The sequence below is a fragment of the Bacillus mesophilum genome (assembly GCF_008923265.1).
GTDB classification, from domain to species: domain Bacteria; phylum Bacillota; class Bacilli; order Bacillales; family Cytobacillaceae; genus Cytobacillus; species Cytobacillus mesophilum.
In genome coordinates this window covers 1-13,621 of sequence record NZ_WBOT01000009.1, presented here as the reverse complement: position 1 = coordinate 13,621, position 13,621 = coordinate 1, and the positions used below count along the sequence as shown (strand labels likewise).

Here is a 13,621-nt window from a genome sequence, read left to right as displayed (position 1 = left end):
TATTTAACGAAGGAGTTTTGGTTAATGAACAAAGTGAAACTATTAGCAATTGCGCCTTATGAGGGATTAGCCGAAATTTTACGCTCCATTTCAATGAAACGTGAAGACGTCATGCTTACAATAGAAGTCGGTGACTTAAGCGAAGGGGTTCAATTGGCAAAGAAACATGCAGATGAAAACTTTGACGCTATCATATCCCGGGGCGGGACCGCTGAGTTACTTCGAACTGCTGTAGAAATTCCTGTAATTGAAATATCCATATCCGTTTACGATGTGCTGCGCGCGATTAAAATGGCAGAGTTGTATGATGCCAGGTTTGCAGTAGTAGGTTTCTCAACCATAACGGAGCGTGCAAAATTGCTATCCGATCTGCTTCAGTACAAGCTGGATATCATTACTTTTGAGAGCGAAGAAGATGTCGAACCTATTCTTAGTAGATTGAAAGATCATCAATACGATTTAGTTGTAAGTGATCGAATAGGATCCACTGTTGCAGAGGAGATTGGATTAAATTCCATCCTTATCTCCTCAGGGAATGAAAGTGTAGCTTCTTCATTCAATAGAGCTATTCAGCTTGTTCAATCACTGCGGCCGCTTCATAAAGAAAAAGAAATTTTTAAGCAGATTTCCACAAGCCATTTCGATAACTTTCTAATCTATAATGAAAAGGGAAATTTATGGTTCTCTCATATAACAGCTTCGGATTATCATGATACTATTTTTAGTACTGTGAATGATTATCTTGAAAAGCTTATAACTTTTCCAAATCAAAAGTTTGAAATAATTGTGGATCATTTTCTCTTTACCATTACCAACGATTTTTATTTTCATAATGACGAACAATTTACCTTGATTAAAATCACTAAGAAAGATGCACCTCTTATTCAAGAGGATGTATTTTCGATCTATAACTTAGATTCTGCAGATCAAACTATATACGACGATGATTATAGCAGCGCAAATTTTATCGGGATGGTTCGAAAGCAAATAGAGGAATATAGCCGTACGCATCTACCTATCTTAATTATTGGAGAAAGTGGGACAGGGAAGGAAAAAGCAGCATCTATTATTTATAAAAAGGGGCCTTTTAATAATAATCCCCTTTATACAATAGATTGCGCAACGATTAATGAACAGCAGTGGAATTCCCTGCTGTCGCATTATAATTCGCCATTATACAATGTACAAACAACGATCTATTTTAAGGAAATTATTGCGCTCGATCCAAAACAGTTTAACAAACTGTTTGAGTTCTTTTCGCAATCAAATCTCGCACAGCGGAACCGTTTAATTTTTTCAGCAACGCTTAACGATACTTTAAACAATGATGAAATCATCCATTCTTTAAAATATAAACTTTCTTGTCTGCAGTTATTTTTACCGGCTCTCCGCGAGCGAATCTCTGATTTGCCCAGTATCCTTGCTTTATATATCAATAAACTTAATACTTCAATGGGCAAGCAAATCATTGGCTTTGAGCAAGAAGCACTGGAATTTATGAAAGAATTTACTTGGGAGAACAATTTAGATCAGCTTCATCGCGTGCTGAGAGAACTTGTTATTCTGGCAGAAGGATCTTATATATCTAAAGATCTAGTAAAAAAAATATTATCACAAGAGACACGAACTTCTATGGTGAATCCACCTAAAGTATCTTCAATACCACTTAACAAAACATTAGATGAAATTAATTACTATATCATTCAAGCTGTCTTAGAGGAAGAAGGACAAAATAAAGAAAGTACCGCGAAGAGATTAGGAATAAGCCGAAGCACTTTATGGAGGAAGATTAATTCGGCTCCGAGTTGATGATTATTTTATCCGTATAGGGACAAAACGAAATTAATATTTCTAAAACACGAATATTCAATATCTTGGTTTCGGTATTTAATCAAGACCGTTCCATTGCGCTGCGGACCCTCGCTTTCCGCGGGGAGCAAGCTGAGCCTCCTCGTCACTTCGTTCCTGCGGGGTCTCACCCTTTGCTCTGCAGCCCGCAGGAGTCGAGGGCCCTCCGCTCCATTTCACTCATGTAAATAAAATATATTTTATAATTATAAATAAAAAAACCGAATGATTAGAAAGATGACCTTTCTTACCATTCGGTTCAATAGGTGTGTTAAATACTTATGTCCCATCCTCTTTAAAAAACCATATTTATCAAGGGATGAATTGGCTTATCTATCATGCTAGCCGTAAGTTTAAAGTGTGTAGTATCTTTAATGACATGTACAAAAATATAAGCTTTTTATTGAGAATATGATGTCCTTTGGCATATAGTCTTCCGTACTATTGCTCTAATCCTGCTACTCCGAAGCCCCCAGCACCAGAATGAGTAGAAATCATTCCGCCCGCTTGGATCCATCTTACATTGTGGAAACCACTTTCTTTTGCAAGCTCATCCATCCGCTGCATAATTCTTTCATCAAGCCCTACTGAGTAAATAAAATAAAGCTGCTTTCGATCGATGTTGAAATGATTTAAGTAATCACTCAAGAGTTTTTCAGCAGCTCCACCCATTTTCCCGCGGTACTTTTTGGTCGACATCAGCTTTCCATCCTTCAACTCTATACATGGCTTTATTTTCAACAGAGTTCCAATCAGAGAAGCCATATTGCTTACTCGCCCTCCCGCTTTCAGAAACTCGAGACTGCCTGGGATGAAAGCCAGCCTTGATTTAGGAACAATTTCCTCTATTTTTTCAACTAAATGTTCCGGAGCAATGTTCTGTTCTTTTTCTAATAACTCAGCGGCATACAGTACAATCGCCGCCAATCCTCCAGTAACGTTCAGGGCATCAATCAGAAAAATGTCTTCAAATTCTTCCACAGCAATGACAGCATTTTGAAAAGAGGAAGAAGCTTTTGAGGTATAGCCAATATGTACAATGATGCAATCAGGGAACTTCCCTCTTATATTTGTAAAGAACTCCTGATACTCATGAGCATTTGTCGAGGTAGTAGAAGGTATTTTCTTCGTACGGCCATAGTAGTCATAAATCTCCTGGACCGGCAGATCACCATCTAAGTAATCTTTTCCATCCATAATGATGTGCATCGGAACGACTTGAATATCGTACTTTTCAGCTAAATCACCCGGTATGTCGGCACCACTTTCGGTCGATAAGATGATTCTTCGCATTCTATTTCCCCCTTGGTTATAGTAAGGTCCGCGTTCACTTTTCCGTATTGTATTTTAATTATACACGAGATGGTTCAAGTCCTTCTTGCAGCTCATTGATTTACTTAAAAAAGCCTCTTATTCTAGTGACCTTCTTTACTAATGCCGGTGCAGTGAGCTAAACTGCTGCATAATACTTTTGCTATACTACGTTAAATACGACCTATTTTGAAATTTCAGAGACGGAAAACAACAGGAAACCTTCTCCATACTTCCTTCATTACTACAAAACTCCTCAAGTTTTGAACATCTATCATCCATAAATCTGAATAACATATTTCCAAACATAAAAAGACTACCTCCTAAAAACCAGGAAGTAGTCTATACTTTAAAACATAATCATTTACATGACTAGTCATAATGGGTGAGAAATAGTATTAACTTATTTCTCAAGATGAAGGCTTAGAACCTTACATCATGCCGCCCATTCCACCCATGCCGCCCATATCAGGCATTCCGCCGCCAGCGTTATCTTCTGGCTTGTCAGCTACTACAGCTTCAGTTGTTAAGAACATAGCTGCAACAGATGCTGCGTTTTGTAGTGCAGAACGAGTAACCTTAGTTGGGTCTACGATACCAGCTTCGATCATGTTTACCCATGCGCCAGTTGCTGCGTTGAAGCCTGTGCCTACGTCTTCGCGCTTTAAGCGGTCAACGATAACAGAGCCTTCAAGGCCTGCGTTGTGTGCGATTGTGCGAACTGGTTCTTCCATAGCGCGAAGAACGATGTTGATGCCTGTTGCTTCGTCGCCTTCAGCTTGAAGCTCAGCCACTTTGTTGTATACGTTTAGAAGGGCAACACCGCCACCGGAAACGATTCCTTCTTCTACAGCTGCACGCGTAGAGTTTAGGGCGTCTTCGATGCGAAGTTTGCGCTCTTTTAATTCAGTTTCAGTTGCAGCGCCGACTTTCACGACTGCTACACCGCCAGCTAATTTAGCAAGACGCTCTTGTAATTTTTCGCGGTCAAATTCAGACGTTGTTTCTTCCATTTGAGTGCGGATTTGGTTTACGCGGCCAAGGATTTGCGCGCTGTCTCCAGCACCTTCCACGATTGTTGTGTTTTCTTTTGTTACAACTACTTTAGAAGCGCGTCCTAAAGCTTCAATACCAGCAGATTTCAGATCACGGCCAAGCTCTTCTGTGATCACTTCACCGCCAGTTAGAATTGCGATATCTTCAAGCATTGCTTTACGGCGGTCACCGAAGCCAGGTGCTTTAACAGCAACAGCGTTGAATGTTCCGCGTAATTTATTTACAACAAGAGTAGAAAGTGCTTCTCCTTCTACATCTTCAGCAACTAGTAATAATGGCTTACCTTGCTGTACAACTTGCTCAAGTACAGGAAGAACTTCTTGAATGCTGGAGATCTTCTTGTCAGTGATTAAGATGTATGGATTTTCTAACACAGCTTCCATTTTATCTGTGTCTGTAACCATGTATGCTGATGCATATCCGCGGTCAAATTGCATACCTTCAACCACATCAAGCTCAGTTGTGAAACCTTTAGATTCTTCAATTGTGATAACACCATCGTTGCCAACGCGCTCCATTGCTTCAGCGATTAATTGGCCAACTTCTTCGTCAGCAGCAGAGATTGCAGCAACCTGTGCAATGGACTCTTTGCCTTCAATTGGCTTAGAAATAGCTTTTAACTCTTCAACAGCTGTAAGAACCGCTTTTTCCATACCTTTGCGGATACCCATTGGGTTTGCGCCAGCTGTTACGTTTTTAAGACCTTCGCGGATCATTGCTTGAGCAAGAACCGTTGCAGTTGTAGTACCGTCACCAGCAACATCATTTGTTTTGCTTGCTACTTCTGCTACAAGCTTCGCACCCATGTTTTCGAATGCATCTTCAAGTTCGATTTCTTTCGCGATTGTCACACCGTCATTTGTAATTAACGGAGATCCGAATTTTTTCTCAAGAACCACGTTGCGTCCTTTTGGTCCAAGAGTTACTTTTACTGCATCTGCAAGTGTATCAACCCCGCGCAGCATAGAGCGGCGAGCTTCTTCACTGAATTTAATCTCTTTTGCCATTTGTAATAACCTCCTCAAAGATTTTAAATTAATATAAGTCTAAGTCTATTTTTGATTTATCCGATTACTGCGAGAATATCGTTTTCACGAAGAATTAAATATTCTTTGCCTTCGTATTTAACTTCAGTTCCAGCATATTTTGAGAAGATAATGCGGTCACCATCAGCAACTTCCAATGCAACACGCTCACCATTTTCAAGCACGCGTCCAGTACCAACCGCTACGACTTTGCCTTCCTGCGGCTTTTCCTTTGCAGAGTCTGGAAGCACGATACCGCTTGCAGTTTTTTCTTCAGTTTCAACAAGCTCGATAATAATTCGATCACCTAGTGGCTTTAACAAGTGAAACAACCTCCTCAATCATTATGTAGTGATTTATTTATTAGCACTCTATCGACTTGAGTGCTAACACATTTATTATATTAATAGTTCTGACTTTTATTTGCAAGCATGATGCTGTATTTTTCATAAAAAATTTTAGACTTTAAAAGGAAGTCTATTATTGCCTATGCCAGAGTCCAGAAAGATCCATTTCTGGCAACCTCTTCATTATATACATTCACATTCTTTTTATGCATAAAGGCTGTTCGGGGTAGCCTTCTATTTGAAAGAAGTCCCTCTTTATGAGTAAAATGGTTAAAAGAGCATATGCTTGATTCTATGTCATAAGGGAGATCATCATTTGAAAAAAGAATACTGGATTATTTTAATTGTGTATATTGCCATGCAGCTTTCCTCCATTGTCGGCTTGCCGCTTATGGTGTTTGGAAGTGAGCTTATAACTGGCACTAGAATGGATCAAGGTACGGCCGTGTCTTCTTGGCTTGTGATTAGCTTTTCTCTAGCCCTCATCATCATTCTTTTCCTGCTGCGAAAGGATATGAAAGTGGAGCGGAGTTTATCTGAGCAATCATCCGTTGTAAAATCGATCGCCTGGGCCATTGGCGGGGTGTTTTTAGCACTGATTGCACAGTCTGTTGCTGCAAATATTGAATATATGATTGGCATTGAAATGGGTTCAGAGAACACACAGCAAATCATGAGTATCATTGAAACGTCGTCAATTGTTATTCTTGTTGTGTCGATCATTGGACCGATTTTAGAAGAAATCATTTTCCGGAAGATTATTTTCGGCAGCCTGCATAAACGCTTTAACTTTTTCATATCAGCGCTCCTTAGCTCTGTCATCTTTGCGGCAGCACATACTGAATTTGAACATTTGCTTCTCTATTCAGCGATGGGGTTCACGTTTGCCTTTCTATATGTAAAAACAAAACGGATCCTTGTGCCGATCTTTGCTCACGTAGCCATGAATTCTCTTGTAGTCGTCATGCAGCTTAACATGGAAGAAATCGAAAAATGGCTGGAGGAAATGGAACATGTGGCAGCATTTATTGGAGGGTTACTATGAGAAGAACTCCTCTGTTTTCAGGCATCATTTATTTGATCCTTGGCATACTATTTGTCTACATCGCTATTCAAAGTCTTCAGCAAAACGGAGAGTGGGGATTCATGACAAACCTTCTCATTATCATTGCTACCTTTGACATTGGAGCTGGCCTCAAAATGATCAGCTTCCACTTTAAGCTTAAAAATCTTGAAAACAAAAAATGAGCCTGTATAAGGGCTCATTTTTATTTTGAACAAGACATGCTTTCCTGGAGGGATCTCCTACATATCTGCCGGGTAATGTTTTAAGAAATAAATTAATGATTGCAATTCCACGGCTAAGTCGATATGGTGAACCCTGATTGCTGGGGGCACAGTTAATCTAGCAGGAGTAAAGTTTAAAATTCCTTTTACTGTGCTTTGTGAAATTCTATCTGTAATCGTCTGAGCATGCTGAGAAGGTACAGTTAAGATCACAACTTGGATGTCATTTTCTTCAATGACCTTTTCAAGATCGTCCATATGATAAACGGATACATCCCCAATTTTTTGATTAACTTTATCGGGCGAAACATCGAAGCCCACTTCAATTTTTGTATTGTTGTTTTTTAAGAAATTATAGTTTAATAAAGCAGTCCCCAGATTACCAACACCAATTAAACCAACCTTTGTTACTTCATCTTGGTCGAGCGTTTTTCTAAAAAAGGACAGCAGGTAATTCACATTGTAGCCATAGCCTTTTTTTCCAAGTGCTCCAAAGTAAGAAAAATCCCTTCTGATCGTGGCAGAATCAACTTTTACAGCATCACTTAATTCCGCAGACGAAACCCGAAGCTTACCTGATGCATGCAGATTTTTTAAAAATCGATAATACAGCGGTAATCGCTTTGCAGTAGCCTGCGGAATTTTGGTTTGTTCTGTTGACATCATTGTACCTCCGTATTCTCCGTCCTACTCCGTTCTTTTAAAATCCCCATTTTTGCCGCCTGTTTTTTCTATTAAGTAGGTTTCCCCAATGATCATCCCTTTATCGACGGCCTTGCACATATCATATACAGTCAGCGCACAAGCTGAAGCAGCTGTTAACGCTTCCATTTCAACACCTGTGCTGCCTTTTGTTTTGGCAGTAGCCGTAATTTGCAGAATATGATCAGAATCTGTCAGCTTCCATTCAAAAGAAATGTCCACACTTGTAAGCATAATTGGGTGGCACATTGGAATAATGTCAGATGTTTTTTTACTTGCCATAATTCCGGCAACTTGTGCAACGGCTAATACGTCTCCTTTTTTCATACTGTTAGACGTAATCTTGTCGTATATGACCTCATTTACTTTTATACTTGAATGGGCAATAGCTGTGCGAACGGTTTCGGCTTTTTCGCCAATATCAACCATCTTAGCTCTGCCTTCTTCATTAAAATGCGTTAAATCTCCCATATACTAACACCTCACAACAGAATCATACACTATTTTAGGTGCATTTGTGTATAGTTTGTATTCATATTCACATATTTATTTGCAAATTTCTTCAAATAACGCCGGTTTATTGCCGAACCTCAGCGGAATACGATACACTTGTCTTATACTGCAGAGGTGAAAATCATGATACTATTACAAGTTAATCAGCTCAATAAAAGCTTTGGTGCTGATCCAATTTTAACGAATATAAAAATGGAAGTACAAACAAGAGACCGCATTGCGCTCGTTGGACGAAACGGAGCAGGCAAATCGACTTTATTAAAAATAATCGCTGGCCATATCTCTTATGACAGCGGGGAAATCATGAAGCCAAAGGAAGTTGAAATCGGCTATTTGGCGCAAAATACAGGACTTGAATCTGAGCTGACAATTTGGGATGAAATGCTGACCGTTTTTGCTTCTTTACAGCAGCAAGAAAAAGAATTGCGTTCATTAGAAGAAAAGATGTCTGATCCTAACGCAATGAGCAACGAAGAAATGTATAACCGCATTTTAAAAGAATATGATCGCCTTCAGGTCAGCTTTAAAGAGAATGGAGGCTACCAGTATGAAGCAGATATCCGCTCCATTTTACACGGCTTGAACTTTCATACCATAGGATATGATGCGAAAATATCATCCTTAAGCGGCGGACAGAAAACACGGCTTGCGCTCGGAAAGCTGCTCTTAACAAAACCTGATCTGCTTATTCTTGATGAGCCAACAAACCATTTGGACATCGAGACCCTTTCATGGCTCGAATTCTACCTGCAGAGCTATGAAGGAGCTATTTTAATTGTTTCGCATGATCGGTACTTCCTCGACAAGGTTGTTACACAGGTATATGAAATCTCACGTCATCAGATCAAAAGGTTCACCGGAAACTACAGCCGCTATTTAGATCAGAAAGCAGCAGATTTTGAACGTGATATGAAGCAGTATGAAAAGCAGCAGGAAGAGATCTCAAAGCTTCAGGATTTTATTCAGCGAAACCTAGCACGTGCCTCAACGACCAAAAGGGCACAGAGCCGCCGTAAACAATTAGAACGAATGGATGTAATGGATCGTCCCCTTGGCGATGAGAAATCAGCATCTTTTGGCTTTCAAATTGAAAGACAATCAGGCAATGATGTGCTGCAGGTTATGGATCTCGCTATTGGCTATGCAGGTGAAGCAGTTGCTGGAAACCTTTCTTTCCGGATTACTAGAGGAGACAGTGTCGCTTTAGTGGGACCTAATGGGATTGGGAAATCGACTTTGCTGAAGACTATTATTGAAAACCTTCCAGCCTTACAAGGGAAGATCCTGCACGGTTCTAATGTAACGATTGGGTATTATGATCAGCAGCAGGCAGAGCTTACATCCAATAAGCGAGTTTTAAATGAACTTTGGGACGATTATCCGCAAATGCTGGAAAAAGACGTTCGAACCGTTTTAGGTAACTTTCTTTTTTCAGGGGATGATGTATTAAAAACCGTGTCTACGTTAAGCGGCGGCGAAAAAGCGCGTCTTGCTTTAGCCAAATTAATGCTGCAAAAATCCAATTTTCTAATACTGGACGAGCCTACCAATCACCTGGACTTAGACAGTAAAGAGATTCTGGAAAATGCTCTAATTGATTATCCTGGCACTATCTTATTTGTCTCTCATGACCGCTATTTCATTAACCGCATTACATCTAAAGTAATTGAACTATCAAAAGAGGGTGCCGAGGAGTTTCTCGGGGATTACGATTATTATGTGGATAAAAAGAAGGAGCAGGAAGAGCTTGAAAAGTTTGATGCTGTTTCTGCAACTGCTGAATCTGTATCTTCGACTGAAAAAAACAATTATCAATTAGATAAAGAAGCCAAGAAACTGGAACGGCAGCGAAAACGAAGAATAGAAGAGATCGAAAAACAAATTGAAGAGCTTGAACTCAAAATAGAAGAATTTGATCAACTTTTATGTGATCCTGAGGTTTATCAGGACCATGAGAGGGTACTAAAGATAACAACAGATAATGATCTGGCAAAACTTGAGCTTGAAACCCTTCTTGAAGAATGGACTGAGCTAGCAGATTAATTATCGTACCCCCTTTAGGCATTTATTCTCTCTAGAAAGAACCGGGACTATAGTCATCTCGGTTCTTTTTTTATCCACAAATTTATTAACAAAACAAACCTTGAAAAATAAGTATTCCACACACTTTTCCACAATATCCACAAAAAGTTGTTCACTTATCCACATATCCACTATATTTTTCTGAAAATTAATTTATTTATCCACAAAAAATAGCCCCTGTATGAACAGGGACTTTTTCCTACTGTTTAAGAATTGTGGATAGATATATCGAGACCAGGATTAGCATTAAGATTTAACTGTGATCTTATCCCTTTTTCATAATAAATACTGCCAGCAGCTGCAATCATCGCTGCATTATCAGTACATAATGATAAAGGAGGAATGACCAGTTCAATCTCATCAAGAGGTTCAAAGGTTTCCTGTAAGGCTGCACGCAGACCTTTATTAGCCGCCACTCCACCAGCTAATAAAACTTGCTTAACCTTATAGGCCTTTGCTGCCTTTGCTGCTTTTGTAACAAGTACATCAATCACACTTTGCTGAAAGCTGGCAGCTAATGCTTCCGGCTCTATTTTTTCCCCGCGCTGCTCTGCATTGTGGACAGTGTTGATAACCGCTGATTTTAATCCGCTAAAGCTGAAATCATAAGAATCTTCTTCCAGCCATGCACGCGGCAGCGGAATGGTTGGCTCGCCTAGTTGTGCAAGCCGGTCAATATGAGGTCCGCCTGGATAAGGCAGATTTAACGTTCTCGCTACTTTGTCATATGCTTCACCTGCAGCGTCATCTCGTGTTTCTCCGATTACTTCGAAATGACCGTGCTCTTTCATATATACAAGCTCTGTATGTCCTCCAGAAACAACTAGTGACAGCAGCGGAAATTTCATCTCTGTCAATAAGCGGTTCGCATAAATATGACCTGCTATGTGATGAACACCAACAAGCGGAATATTATGTGCAAATGCCAAAGCTTTTGCCGCATTAACTCCTACCAGCAGAGCACCAACCAGCCCTGGCCCTTCCGTTACAGCAATGGCTGTTAAATCAGAGAACGTAATATCTGCTTCCTTCATCGCCTCTTCAATGACAATTGTCATTTGTTCAACATGATGTCTGGAGGCAATTTCCGGAACTACGCCGCCAAATCTTTTATGACTTTCTATTTGAGAAGAGACGATATTCGAAACGATCTCTTTCCCATTTTTCACAATTGCTACAGCTGTTTCATCACAGCTTGTTTCAATTCCCATTATCCATTGATTTTGCTCACTCATAAGTTCACCCACATTACTAAAGCGTCTTCTTGAAGATCTGTATAATAATTTTTGCGAATGCCTCCATCTTGGAAACCAAGTTTGCGGTACAGTGCTTGTGCAATATGGTTGGAGACACGCACTTCAAGTGTCATTGATACGGCACCAAGTTCAATCGCCACTTCAATCATATTTCTCATTAATGCCTCTCCAAGCTTTTGGCCGCGGAAATTAGGATGAATGGCAACATTGGTGATATGCACTTCATCCACAACCACCCAGGAGCCGCAGTAGCCAATGATCTTTCCATCTTCTTCGAGTACAACATATACCGCAAAACGATTTTGAGTCATTTCATGATAAAAAGCCTCTCGCGTCCATGGGGTTGTAAATGAGGCCTGTTCAATCTGTAAAACATCCTCTATGTCTTCTTCCTTCATAAACCGAAATGTTAACGACTTATTCATTTTGACACTTCCCCATTTATTCAAAGCTTCTGCTTCTTATTCTCTTCCAGCCATTTTGTTTCTGCTTCTGCCAAGCGAATATAATTCGGTACAAAGGCATGGACATCTTCAGGCTCCATATCTTTCCCTATCAATGCTAATTCAGCAGGACGCGGATTCATTTCCGTTATACCGCTAAAGATTGCCTGTTCACCCATGATATCTTCTATCTGCTGACGGTGAATAGCTGCGTCGTTTCCAAGGAATAGAATGTTTTCTGGCTGCTGAGTCAGTTCCTCAGCCCAATTTTTCGATAGCAGCAGCTGATCTTCTCTAATATTCATTAACTTTCCATTTTCATAACGATATAAGCCAGTATACACTTGTCCTCTTCTGGCATCAAATAAAGGGGAAAGATACCCATTAAAATATTTCCCTGCTGAAGCAGCTTGCACAGCCAAGCTTGAAACTCCTGTTAGAGGAATATTTAATGACCAGGCTAATGTTTTAGCAATTGTAACGCCAATACGAACTCCAGTATAAGACCCTGGCCCTTTTGCGACAACAATTTTCGTCAGATCAGCGGGCTTTGTATCACAATCCTTCAGCAGTGCTTCAATTGCTGGCATAACCCGAATGGAATGATTCTTTTGGATATTTGTTATATACTCTCCCAGTACTTTATCATCTTCAAGCAAAGCAATACCTAATGGATAATTTGAAGTGTCTATCGCTAATATTTTCATGTTAGTAACTCCTTGCATAAAACTTCGTATCTTTTTCCGGCTGGAGAGAATTCAATTCTTCTCTCTTCCTCCCCGCTATGATACAAGTAGATTGTAAGCAGCTCGTCTGGAAGCTGATCTTTGATTAAGTGAGCCCACTCCACAACAGTCACACCGTCTCCATAAAAATATTCGTCAAAACCTAAATCCTCAAATGAGTCTTGAACTCTATAGACATCCATATGGTATAAAGGCAATCTGCCTCGATACTCTTTTATTATGGTAAAGGTTGGGCTGCTAACGGTTTTCGTGATGCCTAATCCTACCGCCAATCCTTTAGTAAAAGTAGTTTTACCTGCTCCTAAATCACCTTCTAATGCAATGACGTCGCCAGGCTGAAGATTTTCTGCAAGCTTTATGGCCAATCTGTTTGTATCTTCCGGTTTAAGAGAACTTAATTGAAATTGATTCATATCTATTTCAGCACCTACTAACATTTCAGTCTTTATCGTTTGGTACAGCAGCGGCAAAGCTGGCTGTACTCTATTTATCCTCTTAAAAAAATCCTTAGGATTGATCCTAAGGATTACTCTTTATATGTAGTGTACATGATTTACAGTCATTGGGCAAAAACAACTAAAGGTGTTAAAAAACATTCACTTTTTATGTTAATGATCAAATCTGTATAAAATAAAAAAAGCCGAAACACTGTTTCGATCTTTCACTTTGAATCTATGAAAAATGGCGGTCCGGACGGGACTCGAACCCGCGACCTCCTGCGTGACAGGCAGGCATTCTAACCAACTGAACTACCGGACCATTTAACGATTGCGGGGGCAGGATTTGAACCTGCGACCTTCGGGTTATGAGCCCGACGAGCTACCAGACTGCTCCACCCCGCGATAATAGTATTAGATTCTTTTATTAAATAAATAGCCCGGCAACGTCCTACTCTCACAAGGGGACAGCCCCTAACTACCATTGGCGCTGAGAAGCTTAACTTCCGTGTTCGGGATGGGAACGGGTGTGACCTTCTCGCTATCGCCACCGGACTATTTAATTGAA

Annotated in this window: 13 protein-coding genes, 2 tRNA genes and 1 rRNA gene; 4 read left to right on the top strand and 12 right to left on the bottom strand. The window is 40.1% G+C overall.

Annotated elements, in window-relative coordinates:
- Nucleotides 1-24: 24 nt before the first annotated feature.
- Nucleotides 25-1,809, top strand: a complete 1,785-nt coding sequence (locus tag F7732_RS19790) for a sigma-54-dependent transcriptional regulator (RefSeq protein ID WP_151575788.1) — start codon at nt 25-27, stop codon at nt 1,807-1,809.
- A 480-nt stretch (nt 1,810-2,289) separates the two neighbouring features.
- On the opposite strand, the gene F7732_RS19785 is transcribed toward F7732_RS19790, so the two are convergent.
- The 3 genes from F7732_RS19785 to groES form a co-directional block, all read right to left on the bottom strand.
- Nucleotides 2,290-3,141 (bottom strand): DegV family protein, encoded by an 852-nt coding sequence (locus tag F7732_RS19785; RefSeq protein WP_151575787.1) that lies wholly within the window; start codon nt 3,139-3,141, stop codon nt 2,290-2,292.
- A 449-nt stretch (nt 3,142-3,590) separates the two neighbouring features.
- Complete coding sequence (groL, locus tag F7732_RS19780; RefSeq protein ID WP_151575786.1) at nt 3,591-5,222, bottom strand: chaperonin GroEL; 1,632 nt, start codon at nt 5,220-5,222, stop codon at nt 3,591-3,593.
- A gap of 56 nt (nt 5,223-5,278) precedes the next feature.
- Entirely contained in the window at nt 5,279-5,563 is a 285-nt protein-coding gene (gene groES, locus F7732_RS19775) for a co-chaperone GroES (RefSeq protein WP_066450589.1), read from the bottom strand.
- A gap of 340 nt (nt 5,564-5,903) precedes the next feature.
- Here groES and F7732_RS19770 point away from each other — a divergent pair, with 340 nt between their 5' ends.
- Together F7732_RS19770 and F7732_RS19765 are read left to right on the top strand one after the other, a co-directional pair.
- Nucleotides 5,904-6,632: a CPBP family intramembrane glutamic endopeptidase gene (locus F7732_RS19770; protein ID WP_151575785.1), complete on the top strand. Its 729-nt coding sequence runs from the start codon at nt 5,904-5,906 to the stop codon at nt 6,630-6,632.
- The gene (locus tag F7732_RS19765; protein WP_151575784.1) at nt 6,629-6,835 is read left to right on the top strand and encodes a YdiK family protein; all 207 of its coding nucleotides are present in this window, start codon (nt 6,629-6,631) and stop codon (nt 6,833-6,835) included. Before F7732_RS19770 ends, F7732_RS19765 begins: the two co-directional genes overlap by 4 nt.
- Before the next feature lie 57 nt (nt 6,836-6,892).
- Here the strand turns inward: F7732_RS19765 and F7732_RS19760 are convergent, their stop codons facing one another.
- Nucleotides 6,893-7,537 carry a redox-sensing transcriptional repressor Rex gene (locus F7732_RS19760; protein ID WP_066450597.1) on the bottom strand — a complete coding sequence of 215 codons (645 nt, stop codon included), beginning with the start codon at nt 7,535-7,537 and terminating at the stop codon, nt 6,893-6,895.
- A 24-nt stretch (nt 7,538-7,561) separates the two neighbouring features.
- Nucleotides 7,562-8,047: a cyclic pyranopterin monophosphate synthase MoaC gene (gene moaC / locus F7732_RS19755; protein WP_151575783.1), complete on the bottom strand. Its 486-nt coding sequence runs from the start codon at nt 8,045-8,047 to the stop codon at nt 7,562-7,564.
- Nucleotides 8,048-8,212: 165 nt separating this feature from the next.
- Here moaC and F7732_RS19750 point away from each other — a divergent pair, with 165 nt between their 5' ends.
- Nucleotides 8,213-10,132, top strand: a complete 1,920-nt coding sequence (locus F7732_RS19750) for an ABC-F family ATP-binding cassette domain-containing protein (protein ID WP_151575782.1) — start codon at nt 8,213-8,215, stop codon at nt 10,130-10,132.
- Nucleotides 10,133-10,377: 245 nt separating this feature from the next.
- On the opposite strand, the gene tsaD is transcribed toward F7732_RS19750, so the two are convergent.
- The 7 genes from tsaD to rrf all read right to left on the bottom strand — a co-directional run bounded on the left by tsaD (nt 10,378) and on the right by rrf (nt 13,608).
- Nucleotides 10,378-11,406 carry a tRNA (adenosine(37)-N6)-threonylcarbamoyltransferase complex transferase subunit TsaD gene (gene tsaD / locus F7732_RS19745; RefSeq protein ID WP_151575781.1) on the bottom strand — a complete coding sequence of 343 codons (1,029 nt, stop codon included), beginning with the start codon at nt 11,404-11,406 and terminating at the stop codon, nt 10,378-10,380.
- Complete coding sequence (gene rimI, locus F7732_RS19740) at nt 11,403-11,852, bottom strand: ribosomal protein S18-alanine N-acetyltransferase (RefSeq protein WP_151575780.1); 450 nt, start codon at nt 11,850-11,852, stop codon at nt 11,403-11,405. The genes tsaD and rimI overlap by 4 nt, the downstream gene beginning before the upstream one ends.
- Before the next feature lie 20 nt (nt 11,853-11,872).
- The gene (gene tsaB / locus F7732_RS19735) at nt 11,873-12,577 is read right to left on the bottom strand and encodes a tRNA (adenosine(37)-N6)-threonylcarbamoyltransferase complex dimerization subunit type 1 TsaB (RefSeq protein WP_151575779.1); all 705 of its coding nucleotides are present in this window, start codon (nt 12,575-12,577) and stop codon (nt 11,873-11,875) included.
- Nucleotides 12,574-13,029, bottom strand: a complete 456-nt coding sequence (gene tsaE / locus F7732_RS19730; RefSeq protein WP_151575778.1) for a tRNA (adenosine(37)-N6)-threonylcarbamoyltransferase complex ATPase subunit type 1 TsaE — start codon at nt 13,027-13,029, stop codon at nt 12,574-12,576. Before tsaE ends, tsaB begins: the two co-directional genes overlap by 4 nt.
- Nucleotides 13,030-13,298: 269 nt before the next feature.
- Nucleotides 13,299-13,375, bottom strand: a tRNA-Asp gene (locus F7732_RS19725).
- Nucleotides 13,376-13,384: 9 nt separating this feature from the next.
- Nucleotides 13,385-13,458: transfer RNA gene (locus F7732_RS19720), tRNA-Met, on the bottom strand.
- A gap of 33 nt (nt 13,459-13,491) precedes the next feature.
- A 5S ribosomal RNA gene (gene rrf, locus F7732_RS19715) occupies nt 13,492-13,608 on the bottom strand.
- Nucleotides 13,609-13,621: the final 13 nt, after the last annotated feature.

Excerpts from the sequence above, each read along its gene's own strand:
- F7732_RS19790 (WP_151575788.1), top strand. The coding sequence starts at position 25 with ATGAACAAAGTGAAACTATTAGCAATTGCGCCTTATGAGGGATTAGCC.
- F7732_RS19785 (WP_151575787.1), bottom strand. The coding sequence starts at position 3,141 with ATGCGAAGAATCATCTTATCGACCGAAAGTGGTGCCGACATACCGGGT.
- groL (WP_151575786.1), bottom strand. The coding sequence starts at position 5,222 with ATGGCAAAAGAGATTAAATTCAGTGAAGAAGCTCGCCGCTCTATGCTG.
- F7732_RS19765 (WP_151575784.1), top strand. The coding sequence starts at position 6,629 with ATGAGAAGAACTCCTCTGTTTTCAGGCATCATTTATTTGATCCTTGGC.
- F7732_RS19760 (WP_066450597.1), bottom strand. The coding sequence starts at position 7,537 with ATGTCAACAGAACAAACCAAAATTCCGCAGGCTACTGCAAAGCGATTA.
- moaC (WP_151575783.1), bottom strand. The coding sequence starts at position 8,047 with ATGGGAGATTTAACGCATTTTAATGAAGAAGGCAGAGCTAAGATGGTT.
- F7732_RS19750 (WP_151575782.1), top strand. The coding sequence starts at position 8,213 with ATGATACTATTACAAGTTAATCAGCTCAATAAAAGCTTTGGTGCTGAT.
- tsaD (WP_151575781.1), bottom strand. The coding sequence starts at position 11,406 with ATGAGTGAGCAAAATCAATGGATAATGGGAATTGAAACAAGCTGTGAT.
- rimI (WP_151575780.1), bottom strand. The coding sequence starts at position 11,852 with ATGAATAAGTCGTTAACATTTCGGTTTATGAAGGAAGAAGACATAGAG.
- tsaB (WP_151575779.1), bottom strand. The coding sequence starts at position 12,577 with ATGAAAATATTAGCGATAGACACTTCAAATTATCCATTAGGTATTGCT.
- tsaE (WP_151575778.1), bottom strand. The coding sequence starts at position 13,029 with ATGAATCAATTTCAATTAAGTTCTCTTAAACCGGAAGATACAAACAGA.